Consider the following 13,997-nt stretch of genomic DNA (forward strand, 5'->3'; position numbering starts at 1 on the left):
TGGGCTCCTCAGGCGTTTCCGGCCGGTGCGGGCTCGGGGCCGTCCCGCTTCGTGGCGGTCTCGGGCAGGGCGAGCCAGAGCAGCGCCAGGGCGAGGAGCGCGACGCCCCCGCAGACGAGATAGGCGGCCTGGAACCCCGCGTGCTGGACGAGGCTGCCCGCCACCACGAAGGAGAGCGCGGCGCCCGCGCCCTGGAGGGTGCCGACGAGCCCCTGCGCGAGGTTGTAGCGGCCGGTGCCGCGCATCACGTCGGCCAGGACCAGCGACTTTGACGCGCTCAGGAGCCCCGCGCCCACGCCGTCGAGGAGCTGTACCGCGATCAACCAGATCGGATCGCGCCAGAGCGTGTAGAGCAGCGCCCGGAACGGCAGGGCCACGAAGGCGGCGAACAGCAGCGGCTTGTGTCCCCAGCGGTCGGCCCGGCGGCCGACCAGGATGGCCATCGGCACCATCACGATCTGCGCGCCGACGATGCAGACCGAGACGATGACCGACGACCATTCCGGCCGGTCCCGTCCGACCTCCTGGGCAACGAGGGTCAGCAGAGGCGCGTTGGCGAAGTGGAACAGGCCGACGCAGACGGCGAAGACGATGAGCGGCCGGTTGCCGAGAAGGGTCCGGAGACTTGCGGGTGCGGTGCCGGTGTCGCCCTCCGCCTCGCCGCGGGCCCTTCGCGCGTCGATCGCCCGGCGCGGGATCGAGAACAGGGCGGCGGCGGCCACGATGCACAGGGCCGGCACCAGCAGGAACACGACCCGATCCGGAAGCAGCCAGCCGATCCCGCCGATCAGCAGCGCGATGACGACGTTGCCGGTGCGCTCCAGGGCGGCGTTGCGCCCGAGCCGCCGGGTGAGCTGACGGCGCGGGACCAGGCCGAGGGTGAGCGCGGCCACGGCGGGGCTCAGGATCGCCCCCGCCACCGCGAGGACGGTGGAGGCGATCAGGACCGGCCAGAAATGGGGCGCCACGGCGATCACGGCGGTCGCCACCGCCAGGGCGATGAGCGCGGCGAGCAGCACGAGGCGCTTGTCGCGCACCGCGTCGATCGCGGCCCCGAGCGGCGCCTGGAACAGGATGCCGACGAGGCCCGCCACGGTCCCGACCAGCCCGACCGCGCCGTCGCTCCAGTCGCGCTTCACGTAGAGATAGACGTTGAGATACGGCTTGATCGCGCCGTTCACGTCGACAAGCGCGAGGTTCAGCGCGTCGAGCGCGGCCGGTCTAAAACCCGTCCGTTGGGACCGCTGGGCCGGGCGGGCGTCGTCCTGATCCATGGTCCTGCTTCTTGGCCGGTGCATCGCGACCGTGATCGCCTCGCGCTCACGCGGTCACCCGGCGCGGCGTTACCTAGCTGCCGGGCCGGCGAAGGCAACGCGTGGGTGCCCGCCGGGCGGCGGTCTCAGCGCAAGGCTTTGAAGAGGATCGCGAAGATGGCGTTCGCGGTCGGGTCTGAGGCCCGGGCCATCGTCTCCGGACGTCAGCAAAAAGCCTTTCGGTTGCAGACGGCTCCGGGTAGCACGGTGGCAGCGGTCAGCCCTGGCATGCGTACATCCGGGCTCGCGGCGACGCCGCCCGCCGGAACGATCCCTCGCCGCCCATGTGCGGCCATCGCCGACGGAGACGCGCCCATGAGCGACACCCAGGACCGGACCGCGCTGGTGACGGGGGCGGCTCGCGGCATCGGGCTTGCCGCCGCAGCCCGGTTCCTCGCGGACGGGTGGCGCGTCGCACTCCTCGACATCGACGGACCGGGCGTGGAGGCGGCGGCCGCCCGGCTCGACCGGCCGGAGGCGGTGCTGGCCGTGACCGCGGACGTCTCCGATCCGGCAGCGGTCGAGGAAGCGATGCGGCGGGTCGACGACCGGTTCGGACGCCTCGACGCGCTGGTCAACAACGCCGGCATCGCGATCTTCAAGCCGCTGATGGAGACCACTTTCGCGGATTGGTCGCGGGTGCTGGCGGTGAACCTGTCCGGGCCGTTCCTGTGCACGCAGGCGGCCGTGCCGCTGCTCGCCGCGCGCGGCGGCGCGATCGTGAACGTCACCTCGATCTCGGGCCTGCGCGCCTCGACGCTGCGCACGGCCTACGGCACCAGCAAGGCGGCTTTGGCGCAGCTGACCAAGCAGCAGGCGGTCGAGCTGGCGCAGTTCGGGATCCGGGTGAACGCGGTCGCCCCCGGCCCGGTGGACACCGCGATGGCCAAGGCGGTCCACAGCCCCGAGATCCGCGCGGATTACCACGACGCCGTCCCCCTCGGGCGCTACGGCCTGGAGACGGAACTCGCGGAGGCGATCGTGTTCCTCTGCTCCGAGCGGGCCTCCTTCGTCACCGGCCAGCAGCTCGCCGTGGACGGCGGCTTCGAGGCGACGGGCATCGGCCTGAAAACCCTGCGCGGGGAGCGGCGGGACTGAGCGCCGCTCCGGCCGGATCAAACGGTTTCCGGACGATCGCCTCGCAGCCGTCCCGCCTGCGCGGGCGAGGCAATCCGAGGGCGCCGACTCTTGCCGGTGTCGCGCCGCCTTCGCGCAATCGCTTCTCTCGTCGGGAGGCCTCCGTGGCCGCCCCGAGCCCCCCGTTTGTCGCGGCGCGTCATTTCTGGATACAATCTACCCTCGTTTCGAGGTGTCCATGTCCGCTCCGGCCTCCCCGCCGCCCGCCACCGATCGCCTGCGCCACAAGACGGTCTCCGCGGCCGTCACCGAATCGCTCCGGCAGCGCATCCTGAACGGCGAGTTCGCGCCCGGTATCCAGCTGCGCCAGGACGCGCTGGCGGAGGAATTCGGCATCAGCCGCATCCCGGTCCGGGAGGCGCTGCTTCAGCTTGAGGCCCAGGGGCTGGTCAGGATCATGCCGCATCGCGGGGCCGTGGTCACCGGCCTGTCCGTCGAGGAGGTCGAGGACATCTTTCGCCTGCGCGAGCAGCTCGAACCACCCCTTCTGGCGCTCTCGGCGCGCCGCTTCGCCGAGGCGGATTACCGGAGGCTGCGCAGCCTGACCGACGGGTACGGCGCGGCGCTCGCGGCCGGTCAGGTCGACCGATGGGGCGAGCTGAACCGGAGCTTCCACCTCGATCTGCTGCGCTACGCCGATCGCCCCCGCTCCCTCAGCATCGTCTCCGGCCTGCTCCAGGATTGCGATCGCCCGACGCGGCTCCAGCTGTCCGCCTCCGGGGACACCGCCCGCGCCGACCACGAGCACACGCAGATCGTGGCTTTGTGCGAGGCCGGCCGGATCTCCGAGGCGGCCGACCTCCTGCAAGCCCATATCGCGCACGCCGCCGTCTCGCTCGTGGCGATCTATCGGCAGGCCCATGCCGAGTGAGGGGCTCCCCGCAGACGCCGCGAAGCAGGCGCCTTGACGTGTCCGCAGATTTTATACAATCTACAAAAACCGAATCGGCGAGGGCGTCGTGGCTGAGCACGCATTGGTGACGGAGGGGCTGACCAAGGCGTTCGGAGGCTTCACGGCCGTGCGCGGGGTCGACTTCGCGGTCCGCCGCCATGCAATTCACGCGCTCATCGGCCCGAACGGGGCCGGCAAGACCACGTTCTTCAACCTGCTGACGAAGGTCCACACGCCGACCGGCGGGCGCATCCTCTACGAGGGAACCGACATCACCCACGAGAGCTCGGCGGCGATCGCCCGACGGGGGATCGTGCGCTCGTTCCAGATCTCGGCGACCTTCCCGCACATGAGCGTGCGCGACAATGTCCGCGTCGCGCTGCAGCGGCGCCTCGGGACGCAATACGCGTTCTGGCGCTCGATCCGGTCGCTATCCGTGTTGGACGACGAGGCCATGGCGCTCCTGTCCGATGTCGGCCTGGCGGATTACGCCGAGGCGAACGCCGCCGACCTGTCCTACGGGCGCAAGCGGACCCTGGAGATCGCCACGACGCTGGCGCTGGATCCGCCCCTGCTCCTGCTCGACGAGCCGACCCAGGGCATGGCCATCGACGATGTCGACCGGATCAAGCGCCTGATCCGGCGGATCGCCGTCGGCCGCACCATCCTGATGGTCGAGCACAACATGTCGGTGGTGGCCGATCTCTGCGATACCATCACCGTGCTCCAGCGCGGCGAGATCCTGGCTGAGGGCAGCTACGAAGCGGTCTCCGCCGATCCCGGGGTGAAGGCGGCCTATCTCGGAGGCGGGCATGCTTGAAGCCGCCACCGCCCTGGAGATCCGCGGGCTCGAAGCCTGGTACGGCGAGAGCCACGTCCTGCACGGGGTCGACCTCACGGTGCGCGAGGGCGAGTGCGTGACCCTGCTCGGCCGCAACGGCACCGGGCGCAGCACCACCCTCAAGGCGATCCTCGGCCTGACCGACCGCCGCGCCGGCTCGGTGCGGGTGCGCGGGCAGGAGACGATCCGGCTCAGCACGCACAGGATCGCCCGGCTCGGCCTCGGCTACTGCCCGGAGGAGCGCGGCATCTACCGCTCGCTGACCACGCAGGAGAACCTCACCCTCCTGCCCCGCCTCGGGCCCGACGGGATGTCGGTGGCCGAGGTGCTGGCGCTGTTCCCGAACCTCGCCGAGCGGGCCGATAGCGGCGGCGGCCGCCTCTCGGGCGGCGAGCAGCAGATGCTGGCGCTCGGCCGCATCCTGACCACGGGCGCCCGCATCCTGCTGCTCGACGAGATCACCGAGGGCTTGGCCCCGGTCATCGTCGAGGCCCTCGGCCGGGCGGTCGCCCTGCTCAAGAGCCGGGGCTTCACCATCGTGCTGGTCGAGCAGAACTTTCACTTCGCCCGCCACCTCGCCGACCGCCATTACGTGATCGAGAATGGCCGCGTCGCGGCCGAGATCCCGGCGGACGAGGTGGCGGCCAGGGAGGCCGAGGTCGGGCGCCTGCTCGGCGTGTGAGGCCTGCAAGATTGAACGGTCGGGACGAACAGGAGGCGGGAACATGCGGTCACGGTTCATCGGTTACGTGCTCGGCGCGTCGCTCGCGTCGGCCCCCCTGCCAGCGCTCGCCGCCGAGCCGGTCAGCGACGGCGTCGTCAAGATCGGCATCCTCAACGACCTGTCGGGGATCTATTCCGACTTCACCGGGCGCGGCTCGGCGGTGGCGGCGCAGATCGCCATCGACGAGATCGGCGGCAAGGTGCTGGGTGCCCCGGTCGAGCTCATCGCCGCCGACCACCAGAACAAGCCCGACATCGCCGCCAACCTCGCCCGGGAATGGTTCGACCAGGGCAAGGTCGACATGATCGCCGACTTCCCGACCTCCTCGACGGCGCTCGCCGTGATGGAGATCGCCAAGCAGAAGAACCGGGTGACGATGCTCTCGGCCGGGGTCGCCATGGCGGCGATCAACGAGAAGTGCTCGCCGCTCAACGCGCAGTGGATGGTCAACACCTACGCGCTCGCGGCCGGCACCGCCAAGGCGCTGCTGAAGACCGGCCGCAAGACCTGGTACTTCGTCACCGCCGATTACACCTTCGGCCATTCCCTCGAGAAGGACGCCTCCGCGGTTGTGGAGGCCGAGGGCGGCAAGGTGCTGGGCGTCTCGCGCCACCCGTTCCCGGGGGGCGACTTCTCCTCCTTCATGCTGAAGGCGCAGGGGAGCGGCGCGCAGGTGATCGCGCTGGCCAATGCCGGCAGCGACACGATCAACGCGGTCAAGCAGGCCGCCGAGTACGGCATCGGGCGCAGCGACAAGCAGGTGATCGCCCCGCTGCTGACCTACATCACCGACGTGAAGAGCCTCGGGCTGGTCAAGGCCCAGGACATGTACCTCACGGAAGCGTTCTACTGGGATTACGACGACCGCTCGCGCGCCTTCGCGGAGAAATACTTCGCCAAGATGAAGCGCATGCCGAGCGCCTCGCAGGCGGCGGTCTACTCCGCCGCGCTCAGCTACCTCAAGGCGATCGAGGCGGCGGGCACCGACGAGGCCGGCGCGGTGATGGGCAAGCTGCGCACCATGACGATCGACGACGCGGTGATCCGCAACGGCAAGCTGCGCGCCGACGGCGCCCTCGTCCACGACATGCTGCTCCTGCAGGTGAAGAAGCCGGCGGAGTCCAAGCGCGACTGGGACTTCTACAACGTCCGGGCGGTCCTGAAGGGCGACGACGTGTTCCCGAAGCCCTCGGATTCCTGCCCGCTCAACGCCAAGGGCTGAAACGCTGTCGCGCAAGGGCGCGCACCGGCCTCCGGGATGGCGCGCGTCCCCTCCCCGGTGTGGCAGCGGACTACAGAGGGTTGCATGGCGGGCGCGGTCACATCGTCGCCCGTAGAAAGCGAAGGTCCCCTCTCCCGAGCGGGAGAGGGACAGGGTGAGGGATGCGACATCTCCGGAAAGACCTGGCCCCTCACCCCAACCCTCTCCCGCTCGGGAGAGGGGGCACGTCGAGCCCTGCAAGAGCGACCGTGTCTCGACCCTGCGTAGCCGTAGCCCTTGTGGCGCATCCCCGAAAAGACCGTCCGACCCCTCCAACCCGCCGGTGACCCCACGATGGACATCACCTTCCAGGCCTTCATGGCCCAGCTCACCATCGGCCTGATCGGCGGCTGCTTCTACGCCCTGCTGAGCATGGGGCTCGCGATCATCTTCGGGCTGCTCAACATCATCAACTTCACCCACGGGGCGCAGTTCATGATGGCGGCGTTCCTGGCCTGGATCGGGCTCACCCAGATCGGGCCCTGGCTCGGCTATCCGGATTTCCAGATCAGCTTCTGGGTCGCGCTGGTGCTGGCGCCGCTCTGCGTCGCCCTGTTCGGCATGGTCATCGAGCGCACGCTGCTGCGCCGGCTCTACCATCTCGACCACCTCTACGGCCTGCTCCTGACCTTCGGGGTGGCTCTGGTGATGGAGGGGGCGTTCCGGTACGCGTTCGGCGTCTCCGGCCAGGGCTACGAGCCGCCGGAGATCCTGCAGGGGCCGGTCGATGTCGGCTTCATGCTGCTGCCGAAGTACCGCATCTTCGTGGTCGTGGCCTCGCTGCTGATCTGCTTCGGCACGTGGTACCTGTTCGAGCGGACCAAGCTCGGCGCCTATCTGCGCGCCGGCACCGAGAACCCGCGCCTGCTCCAGGCCTTCGGCATCAACGTGCCGGTGATGATCACCCTCACCTACGGGTTCGGCGTGGCGCTCGCCGGCATCGCCGGGGTGCTGGCCGCGCCGATCATGCAGGTGACGCCGCTGATGGGCGGCAACCTGCTCAACATCGTCTTCGCCGTGGTGGTGATCGGCGGCCTCGGCTCGATCCTCGGCGCGATGATGACCGGCCTCGCCCTCGGGCTGATCGAGGGGCTGACCAAGGTGGTCTACCCCGAGGCCTCCACCGTGGTGGTGTTCGTCATCATGGCGCTGGCCCTGCTGGTGCGCCCGGCCGGCCTGTTCGGCCGCGAAGCCTGAGGGGAGCCGATGTCGAACACCTTCAAGATCTTTCTCGTCCTGGTCGGGCTCGCCCTGGTCGTGCCGTTCGTGCCCGGGCTGATCTACCCGGTCTTCGTGATGAAGGTGATGTGCTACGGGCTGTTCGCCTGCGCCTTCAACCTGCTCCTGGGCTTCACCGGGCTCGTCTCCTTCGCGCACGCTGCCTTCCTGGGCAGCGCCGGCTACGTCACCGGCGCCCTGATGATCCGCTTCGGCAACCACCCCCTCGGGATGCCGGCGGCGTTCGTGGCGGGCGTCGCCGCGGCGGCATTCGTCGGCTTCGCCATCGGCGGCCTCGCGATCCGGCGGCGGGGCATCTACTTCGCGATGATCACCCTGGCGCTGTCGCAGATCGTCTACTTCCTGGCGGTGCAGTTCCGCTGGACCGGCGGCGAGGACGGCCTCCAGGGCATCCCGCGCGGTAGCCTGTTCGGCCTCGACCTCACCTCCGACACGGTGATGTACTACGTGACCCTGGCGCTGTTCGCCGCCGGCTTCCTGTTCGTCGACCGCGTCGTCCACTCGCCCTTCGGCCAGATCCTGCAGGCGGTGCGGGACAACGAGGCCCGGGCGACCTCCCTCGGCTACGACACCGACCGGTTCAAGCTCCTGGCCTTCGTGATCTCGGCGGCGGTGGCCGGCTATGCCGGGGCGATGAAGGCCCTGGTCTTCCAGCTCGTCTCCCTCAACGACGTCTCGCTGCACACCTCGACCGAGGTGGTGCTGATGACCCTGCTCGGCGGCGTCGGCACGATCTTCGGGCCGCTGCTCGGGGCCGGGCTGGTGGTCGGGCTGCAGAACTACCTCGCCACCATCGGCGACCTCGTGACCGTGGTGATCGGGCTGATCTTCATCGTCTGCGTCTCGTTCTTCCGGCGCGGCGTCGTCGGCGAGTTCTTGCACCTGCGCCGCCGCCGGGCCGAGCGGGCCAAGAGGCGCCCGGTCCTGAACGCCACCCGCGATCCCGCGCCGGCCGCAGAGGCGGCCTGAGCCACGCCCCCTGCCCGGATGGGCCGACAGAGTTCGCCGCTGCGCCGCTGGAGGCGTCGGCGAAGCCATGGCCGCGCGATCCGCGCGCGGTGTTGTTCAACCCGTTGACGCAAAAGGAAAATCGATCATGTGGACAGGTGTCATCCCCGCCGTCACGACCAAGTTCAAGCCCGACGGCAGCCTCGACCATGCCGAGATGGAGCGCTGCTTCAGCTTCCAGATGGAGGCCGGCTGCGACGGCATCATCGTCTGCGGATCCCTCGGCGAGGGGCCGATGCTGTCCCACGACGAGCGCATCGACGTGCTCCGGTTGGCCCAGTCGGTCACCAAGGGCAAGCCGACCCTGCTGACCGTGGCCGAGGCGGGCACGCGCGAGGCCTGCGACCTCGCCGCCAAGGCGGCCAAGGCCGGGGCCAGCGGCCTCATGGTGGTGCCGAGCCCGATCTACCACACCGACCCGGCCGAGACGGTCGAGACCCTGCGGGCCGTCGCGGCCGCGGGCGACCTGCCGGTGATGATCTACTCCAACCGCGTCGCCTACCGGGTCGACGTGACCCCCGAAATCATGGAGGAGCTGGCCGCGGATCCGCGCTTCGTGGCGATCAAGGAATCCTCGGACGACATCCGCCGCACCACCGAGATCATCAACCGGCTGGGCGACCGCTATGCTGTGCTCACCGGCGTCGACAACCTCGCCCTGGAGGCCCTCGCGGTCGGCGCCTGCGGCTGGGTCGCCGGCCTCGTCTGTGCCTTCCCGGCCGAGACGGTCGCGATCTACCGGCTGATGCAGGCGGGCCGCCTCAAGGAGGCGCTGGCGATCTACCGGTGGTTCCGGCCGCTCCTCGACCTCGATGTCTCGACTTACCTGGTCCAGAACATCAAGCTCGCGGAAGCCCTTGCAATAAACTCGACCGAACACGTGCGCGGCCCGCGCAAGCCCTTGTCCGGCGCCCGGCGCGCCGAGGTCGAGGCGATCGTGCGCCAGGCGATCGAGAGCCGCCCTGCCCTGCCCGCGGCGGCCTGAAAGCGATCGACGGCCGGCAATTCGCAAACGCGATGGTCCGGCAGGCTCACGGCCCCGGCTCAACCCGGGCGGTGAGCCTCTACCGCTCTCTCAGCGGCCGACACCGACTCCGGTGCCGCCGCCGATCGGGCCGATGGCATTCGGGCCGGTATTCGGGGCGGGCGTCGCGGCCTGGTTCCGCTCGATGTTCATCCGGAGCGTGTTGCCCTGCGTCGTCTGCTCCTGACGCAGGGAACGCATCTCGCTGTTGTATTCCATGGATTGGTTCGCGGCGTTGGGATTGTTCTGCCGCACTTGCGCCAGGACGGGGGTGGCGACGATCGGCGAGAGGCAGAGGGCGGCAAGGAGAAGGGGGCGCATGGTCAGGCTCTGAAAGAGTCAATGGGGTTATAGAGTCGAAGCGTTCGGCGCCCGACCAGTTCCGCCCAGGGGCAGCGACTTGATGCATCAGGGCGGCGCATCGCGGTCTTGGCCTGACCGCGCTCGCTTGCGGCGAACCGGTGTCCACGTCGTCGGAGCGCGGCCTAACAGCCGGTGCAGACGCGCGGATCCCATTTCGGCAGGGGCTTCAGCGGCGGCAATGATCTTGGCGCCGGGTCAGTGGTGGTCACACTCTGCTCGGGAAGCGTGACCGCGGCGATTGTCTTGCCATCAACGCCGGCGGCTTCACCCTGGACTGGCTCGGTCGCGGCCGGCCGGTCGATGCTGCCGGTCGGATCGGGCTCGAGCGCGTGCGCGGTGCCGAGGCTGAGCGCGACGGCGAAAAAACCGGCGGCGAGAGGGCGGATGACGATCATGGGGGGCTCCGCCGGCACAACGTGATGCGGATGGCAGGGTTCAATCCCCCCTCCCCGTCTGCCGTGCGGCGTTTTAGGGCGTCGGCCCTGGTGCCCGATGAGGCGCAGCCCTGCGGCGTGTCAGGAGCGCCGCGAGCGCAGCGACGATGCCGGCAGGATCGTCGCGTGCCAACGGTCGTCGTCCTGCGGTACCCATGGGCGCTCGACGGGCGGTTCGGGCAGCCGGTACGCGACGCGGCTCGACCCGATCGGCCATGCGACCGGCGCCCTGTGGAACTGCGCGAGCTTCCGCGGGGGCAGGCGCTTCGCCAGCCGGACGGGATGCGCCTGCAAGGCGAGCCTGCGGCGGTGGTGCCGCTGGAGCCGGGCATAGCGCTTGCTCAGCTGGGCGAGCCGCACCTTGGCCCGGGGGCGGCGCGTGGCGATCTTCACGCGCGGGGCCGGTTGCGCCGGCGCGATCAGGCTCGGCTTGTCGTAGTTGACCGGCGCGACGCGGTTGGCCGCGGTGATGCAGCCGGTGCAGATCGACCCGGAAAGCTGCTGCCAGGTCCGCTGCTGTCGCTCGGCAATGAGCGCGCTCCGGTCGGGACCCGGATTGGGCTGTTCCGGGGCCCGGCTCGCCGGAATGGCCACGCTGATGGACGGCAAAGCGATGGCGAATGCAGCAAGCGTGGCCGCCAAGGAGTGTAGAACGCGCTTCATGACCCATCTCGGCGGTCATCCGAAGCCGCCAAGCTTCCTGTTGCCCGGTGGGCGCGGTCGCGCAAACCGTTTTCTTGGGTCTTCGGTACTCAATACGTATGCCGCGGGCGCGGTTTCGGACGGGCCGCGCCGGCGATGCTTCGCGCACCTAGATTTGATTAGCGCAAGATTATCGGGAATTTTCTCGTCATCAATTTGTGTCTAAGTCTTGTCTATCGGCCACTCTCGCGGCTGTTGATTGGACAAATCCCTAATTTGTTGTTAATGCAGCGGGGCTCGCGGCCTGCGGCAAGGCCGAGTCTCTTCAGGGCGATCATGATCTCTGTGAAGCGGATTGCGGCTCTAGGCTTGGTGCTCCTGGCAGGGGCGTGCTCGCGTCTGCCGAACGTTCCGACCGCCTACAGCGCATTGCCGCGCACGCCGGCGACCGGCGCTGCCGTTTCGGCGGTTCCGGAGGCCCCGGCCGAAACGGTCGCCGCCCTGCCACGCATCGTCATTCCCGGGACCCTGAGGGTCCCGGTGGCGGTGGAGCCGCACGGCCTGAACCCGAACGCGGCCCTGGACACGTCCCGGCGCAGCCGCATGAGCTGGGAGACGCTGCGCCCCGGCGAGCTCCTGAAGCCGCCGGTTCTCGCCGCGGCGGGCCGGCCGGTATCGGCCAATACCGCGCCTCAGACCTACGACCGCGAGGCGGCGATGGACCGCCTGCTGAAGGGCGGCCGGAACGCCGCGAGCGGCATCTGCTCCGGGTGCTGATCTGGCGTTGCCGGGATGCGGCATGGTTAGCCGATGACTTCCCGGCGCGCGCTCGGTTTACGCGGCGTTAACGTGTCCTCTCCACCTTGTATCGAGCGACCCGAGGGAGGCGTGGCATGGGTGCCTTGAAGGCGGAAGACGAGCAGGCGGTCGAGCGCCTGACGCTGCGGCTCCTCCAGGACGCCTATTGCGACCTCGCGGCGGTGCTCCGGGGTGCGCAGCCCGCGGCCGCCGCTGCCATCCTCACCGTCATGGAACAGCGCGTGACCGACGTCCTCACCCGGATCTGCCGGCAGGGCTCGGAAGGCGCGGCCTCGGCGGAGATCGCCATCGCGGTCGGCGAGCGGATCGGCGAGATCATGGATCAGGCCCACGGCCGGGACGGCAGCACGGCCCTGGCGGCTTGAGGCAAGCCGGTCTGCGGGATTTGCCGCGCGGCCATTGCCAGCACGGTTAGCGTGGGCCCATCCTGCCGCGAATGCGTCCGCCCGTTCCCCTGTCCGCCGTCCGGATCTTCGAAGCCGCCGCGCGGCGACGCTCGTTCAAGGCGGCGGCCGGCGAATTGAACCTGTCGCCGAGCGCGGTCAGCCACGCCGTGCGCAAGATGGAGGAGGCCCTCGGCGTCGCGCTGTTCGAGCGGATCGGGCAGGGCATCACCCCGACTCCGGCCGGCGAGGCGTTGTGCGACCATGTCGGCCGCGCCTTCGCCGAATTGAACCGCGGCCTCGACCTCGTGGCCAATCGCGGGCCGCAATTGCTGCGGCTGCACTGCGCGCCGAGCTTTGCCGCGCAGTGGCTCGCGCCGCGGCTGGCGCGCTTCCTCCGCGAGCATCCGGGCTTCGAGGTGCGGCTGGCTGCCGGCATGGATTACGCCCGCTTCATCACCGACGAGTTCGACGCCGACATCGTCTACGGCCCGCCCCGGGGCGAGGGGCTCGTGCGCATGCCGCTCGGGCTCGAGACGGTGACGCCGCTCTGCGATCCCGAACGCGCCGCCCGGATTGCCGGTCCCGCCGACCTGTTCGGGCAGACCCTGATCCAGAGCGACAACAAGCAGGTGCGCTGGACCCATTGGTTCGAGCGCAACCGCCTCGCCCCACCGCCCACCGCCGCCATCCGCTTCGACCGGAGCTTTTTGGCCCTGGCGGCGGCGGCGGACGGGCTCGGCGTCGCCCTCGAATCGACCCGGCTCGCCGAGCGGGAGATCGCCGCCGGCCGCCTGGTCGCGCCGCTCGCCGGGCGGGCGGAGGATATCCGCTATACCGGCCACCATTTCGTCTGCCCGGCCGATGCCCGCCGCCGGGCGCCGCTGCGGGTCTTCGCCCGCTGGCTCGCCGGGGAACTCGCGATCGAGCTGGACGCCGAGCTCGCCTGAAACGCGAGAGCAGGTGAATCTCATTCACCTGCGGGTGCAGGATTCGCGTTTGTCGCAAGGGCCGCCCCGGGCCAATGTCGCCGCAACGAACAAGACGCGAGGAAACGTCACCGCGAGGCCGCCGATCCCCGGATCGCGGTCGCCGGCCGGCTTCAGCCTCCGTCGCGACGACAGGCTTCGAGTCCGCCCAAGCGCGGAACGCCGGGAGGGTTTTTCCATGCTTCTGAACGATCGGGTCTGCGTGATCACCGGGGCGGCCTCCGCCCGCGGCATCGGAAAGGCCACGGCGCGCCTGTTCGCGCAATACGGCGGCCGCATCGCCGTGCTCGACCTCGATGCCGGCCAGGCCGAGGAGGCCGCCCGCGACATCGGCGCCGGCCATATCGGCCTCGCCTGCAACGTGACCGACCGGGCCGCCTGTTCCCGGGCCGCCGAGGAGGTCGTGGCCCGGCTCGGGCGCATCGACGTGCTGGTCAACAATGCCGGCATCACCCAGCCGCTCAAGATCATGGACATCGCGCCGGAGAACTACGACGCCGTCACCGACGTGAACCTGCGCGGCACCCTCTACATGAGCCAGGCCGTGATCCCGGGCATGCGCGGCCAGAACTCGGGGGCGATCGTGTGCATGTCCTCGGTCTCCGCCCAGCGCGGCGGCGGCATCTTTGGCGGCCCGCATTACAGCGCCGCCAAGGGCGGCGTGCTCGGCCTCGCCAAGGCCATGGCCCGGGAACTCGGCCCCGACGGGATCCGGGTGAATTCCGTGACGCCTGGCCTGATCCAGACCGACATCACCGGCGGCAAGCTCACCCCCGAGCTCAAGGTCGAGATCGCCAAGGGCATCCCGCTGGGGCGCCTCGGGGTCGCCGACGACGTCGCCAATGCCTGCCTGTTCCTGGCCTCCGACCTGTCCGCGTACATCACCGGTGCTGTGATCGACGTGAACGGCGGCATGCTGATCCACTGA

Annotated in this window: 16 protein-coding genes; 12 read left to right on the forward strand and 4 right to left on the reverse strand. The window is 69.9% G+C overall.

Going from position 1 to position 13,997, the window contains the following annotated elements; all coding sequences use genetic code 11:
- Positions 1–8: 8 nt before the first annotated feature.
- Positions 9–1,274, reverse strand: a complete 1,266-nt coding sequence (locus MKL20_RS29880; protein ID WP_244039727.1) for an MFS transporter — start codon at positions 1,272–1,274, stop codon at positions 9–11.
- 354 nt (positions 1,275–1,628) lie between these two features.
- Between MKL20_RS29880 and MKL20_RS29885 the strand changes: the two genes are divergently transcribed.
- The 8 genes from MKL20_RS29885 (at position 1,629) to MKL20_RS29920 (ending at position 9,400) form a co-directional block, all read left to right on the forward strand.
- Positions 1,629–2,411 (forward strand): SDR family NAD(P)-dependent oxidoreductase, encoded by a 783-nt coding sequence (locus MKL20_RS29885; protein ID WP_244039728.1) that lies wholly within the window; start codon positions 1,629–1,631, stop codon positions 2,409–2,411.
- 217 nt (positions 2,412–2,628) lie between these two features.
- On the forward strand, positions 2,629–3,321 hold the full coding sequence (locus MKL20_RS29890; RefSeq protein ID WP_244039729.1) for a GntR family transcriptional regulator: 693 nt from the start codon (positions 2,629–2,631) through the stop codon (positions 3,319–3,321).
- 73 nt (positions 3,322–3,394) lie between these two features.
- Positions 3,395–4,162, forward strand: a complete 768-nt coding sequence (locus MKL20_RS29895) for an ABC transporter ATP-binding protein (RefSeq protein WP_409568216.1) — start codon at positions 3,395–3,397, stop codon at positions 4,160–4,162.
- Entirely contained in the window at positions 4,155–4,865 is a 711-nt protein-coding gene (locus MKL20_RS29900) for an ABC transporter ATP-binding protein (protein ID WP_244039731.1), read from the forward strand. The genes MKL20_RS29895 and MKL20_RS29900 overlap by 8 nt, the downstream gene beginning before the upstream one ends.
- Positions 4,866–4,908: 43 nt before the next feature.
- Positions 4,909–6,129: an ABC transporter substrate-binding protein gene (locus tag MKL20_RS29905; protein WP_244039732.1), complete on the forward strand. Its 1,221-nt coding sequence runs from the start codon at positions 4,909–4,911 to the stop codon at positions 6,127–6,129.
- 333 nt (positions 6,130–6,462) lie between these two features.
- Complete coding sequence (locus MKL20_RS29910) at positions 6,463–7,365, forward strand: branched-chain amino acid ABC transporter permease (protein ID WP_244039733.1); 903 nt, start codon at positions 6,463–6,465, stop codon at positions 7,363–7,365.
- 9 nt (positions 7,366–7,374) lie between these two features.
- Positions 7,375–8,376 carry a branched-chain amino acid ABC transporter permease gene (locus tag MKL20_RS29915; RefSeq protein ID WP_243970844.1) on the forward strand — a complete coding sequence of 334 codons (1,002 nt, stop codon included), beginning with the start codon at positions 7,375–7,377 and terminating at the stop codon, positions 8,374–8,376.
- 127 nt (positions 8,377–8,503) lie between these two features.
- The gene (locus MKL20_RS29920; RefSeq protein ID WP_244039734.1) at positions 8,504–9,400 is read left to right on the forward strand and encodes a dihydrodipicolinate synthase family protein; all 897 of its coding nucleotides are present in this window, start codon (positions 8,504–8,506) and stop codon (positions 9,398–9,400) included.
- A gap of 90 nt (positions 9,401–9,490) precedes the next feature.
- Here MKL20_RS29920 and MKL20_RS29925 read toward each other — a convergent pair whose 3' ends face one another.
- The 3 genes from MKL20_RS29925 to MKL20_RS29935 form a co-directional block, all read right to left on the reverse strand.
- A complete protein-coding gene (locus MKL20_RS29925) occupies positions 9,491–9,760 on the reverse strand; it encodes a hypothetical protein (RefSeq protein ID WP_244039735.1) in 270 nt (89 codons plus the stop codon).
- Between the two features lie 164 nt (positions 9,761–9,924).
- Positions 9,925–10,197 (reverse strand): hypothetical protein, encoded by a 273-nt coding sequence (locus tag MKL20_RS29930; protein ID WP_244039736.1) that lies wholly within the window; start codon positions 10,195–10,197, stop codon positions 9,925–9,927.
- 120 nt (positions 10,198–10,317) lie between these two features.
- Complete coding sequence (locus MKL20_RS29935) at positions 10,318–10,899, reverse strand: hypothetical protein (RefSeq protein ID WP_244039737.1); 582 nt, start codon at positions 10,897–10,899, stop codon at positions 10,318–10,320.
- A 348-nt stretch (positions 10,900–11,247) separates the two neighbouring features.
- Here MKL20_RS29935 and MKL20_RS29940 point away from each other — a divergent pair, with 348 nt between their 5' ends.
- The 4 genes from MKL20_RS29940 to MKL20_RS29955 all read left to right on the forward strand — a co-directional run bounded on the left by MKL20_RS29940 (position 11,248) and on the right by MKL20_RS29955 (position 13,997).
- The gene (locus tag MKL20_RS29940; RefSeq protein WP_244039738.1) at positions 11,248–11,655 is read left to right on the forward strand and encodes a hypothetical protein; all 408 of its coding nucleotides are present in this window, start codon (positions 11,248–11,250) and stop codon (positions 11,653–11,655) included.
- Positions 11,656–11,771: 116 nt separating this feature from the next.
- Positions 11,772–12,062 carry a hypothetical protein gene (locus tag MKL20_RS29945; protein WP_243970856.1) on the forward strand — a complete coding sequence of 97 codons (291 nt, stop codon included), beginning with the start codon at positions 11,772–11,774 and terminating at the stop codon, positions 12,060–12,062.
- A 71-nt stretch (positions 12,063–12,133) separates the two neighbouring features.
- Positions 12,134–13,030 carry a LysR substrate-binding domain-containing protein gene (locus tag MKL20_RS29950; RefSeq protein ID WP_244039739.1) on the forward strand — a complete coding sequence of 299 codons (897 nt, stop codon included), beginning with the start codon at positions 12,134–12,136 and terminating at the stop codon, positions 13,028–13,030.
- Between the two features lie 217 nt (positions 13,031–13,247).
- On the forward strand, positions 13,248–13,997 hold the full coding sequence (locus MKL20_RS29955) for an SDR family NAD(P)-dependent oxidoreductase (protein ID WP_244039740.1): 750 nt from the start codon (positions 13,248–13,250) through the stop codon (positions 13,995–13,997).

This window comes from Methylobacterium sp. E-066 (assembly GCF_022829635.1).
Taxonomy (GTDB): Bacteria; Pseudomonadota; Alphaproteobacteria; order Rhizobiales; family Beijerinckiaceae; genus Methylobacterium.

Excerpts from the sequence above, each read along its gene's own strand:
- MKL20_RS29880 (WP_244039727.1), bottom strand. The coding sequence starts at position 1,274 with ATGGATCAGGACGACGCCCGCCCGGCCCAGCGGTCCCAACGGACGGGT.
- MKL20_RS29885 (WP_244039728.1), top strand. The coding sequence starts at position 1,629 with ATGAGCGACACCCAGGACCGGACCGCGCTGGTGACGGGGGCGGCTCGC.
- MKL20_RS29905 (WP_244039732.1), top strand. The coding sequence starts at position 4,909 with ATGCGGTCACGGTTCATCGGTTACGTGCTCGGCGCGTCGCTCGCGTCG.
- MKL20_RS29890 (WP_244039729.1), top strand. The coding sequence starts at position 2,629 with ATGTCCGCTCCGGCCTCCCCGCCGCCCGCCACCGATCGCCTGCGCCAC.
- MKL20_RS29945 (WP_243970856.1), top strand. The coding sequence starts at position 11,772 with ATGGGTGCCTTGAAGGCGGAAGACGAGCAGGCGGTCGAGCGCCTGACG.
- MKL20_RS29910 (WP_244039733.1), top strand. The coding sequence starts at position 6,463 with ATGGACATCACCTTCCAGGCCTTCATGGCCCAGCTCACCATCGGCCTG.
- MKL20_RS29920 (WP_244039734.1), top strand. The coding sequence starts at position 8,504 with ATGTGGACAGGTGTCATCCCCGCCGTCACGACCAAGTTCAAGCCCGAC.
- MKL20_RS29955 (WP_244039740.1), top strand. The coding sequence starts at position 13,248 with ATGCTTCTGAACGATCGGGTCTGCGTGATCACCGGGGCGGCCTCCGCC.
- MKL20_RS29915 (WP_243970844.1), top strand. The coding sequence starts at position 7,375 with ATGTCGAACACCTTCAAGATCTTTCTCGTCCTGGTCGGGCTCGCCCTG.
- MKL20_RS29950 (WP_244039739.1), top strand. The coding sequence starts at position 12,134 with ATGCGTCCGCCCGTTCCCCTGTCCGCCGTCCGGATCTTCGAAGCCGCC.
- MKL20_RS29930 (WP_244039736.1), bottom strand. The coding sequence starts at position 10,197 with ATGATCGTCATCCGCCCTCTCGCCGCCGGTTTTTTCGCCGTCGCGCTC.
- MKL20_RS29935 (WP_244039737.1), bottom strand. The coding sequence starts at position 10,899 with ATGAAGCGCGTTCTACACTCCTTGGCGGCCACGCTTGCTGCATTCGCC.
- MKL20_RS29925 (WP_244039735.1), bottom strand. The coding sequence starts at position 9,760 with ATGCGCCCCCTTCTCCTTGCCGCCCTCTGCCTCTCGCCGATCGTCGCC.
- MKL20_RS29900 (WP_244039731.1), top strand. The coding sequence starts at position 4,155 with ATGCTTGAAGCCGCCACCGCCCTGGAGATCCGCGGGCTCGAAGCCTGG.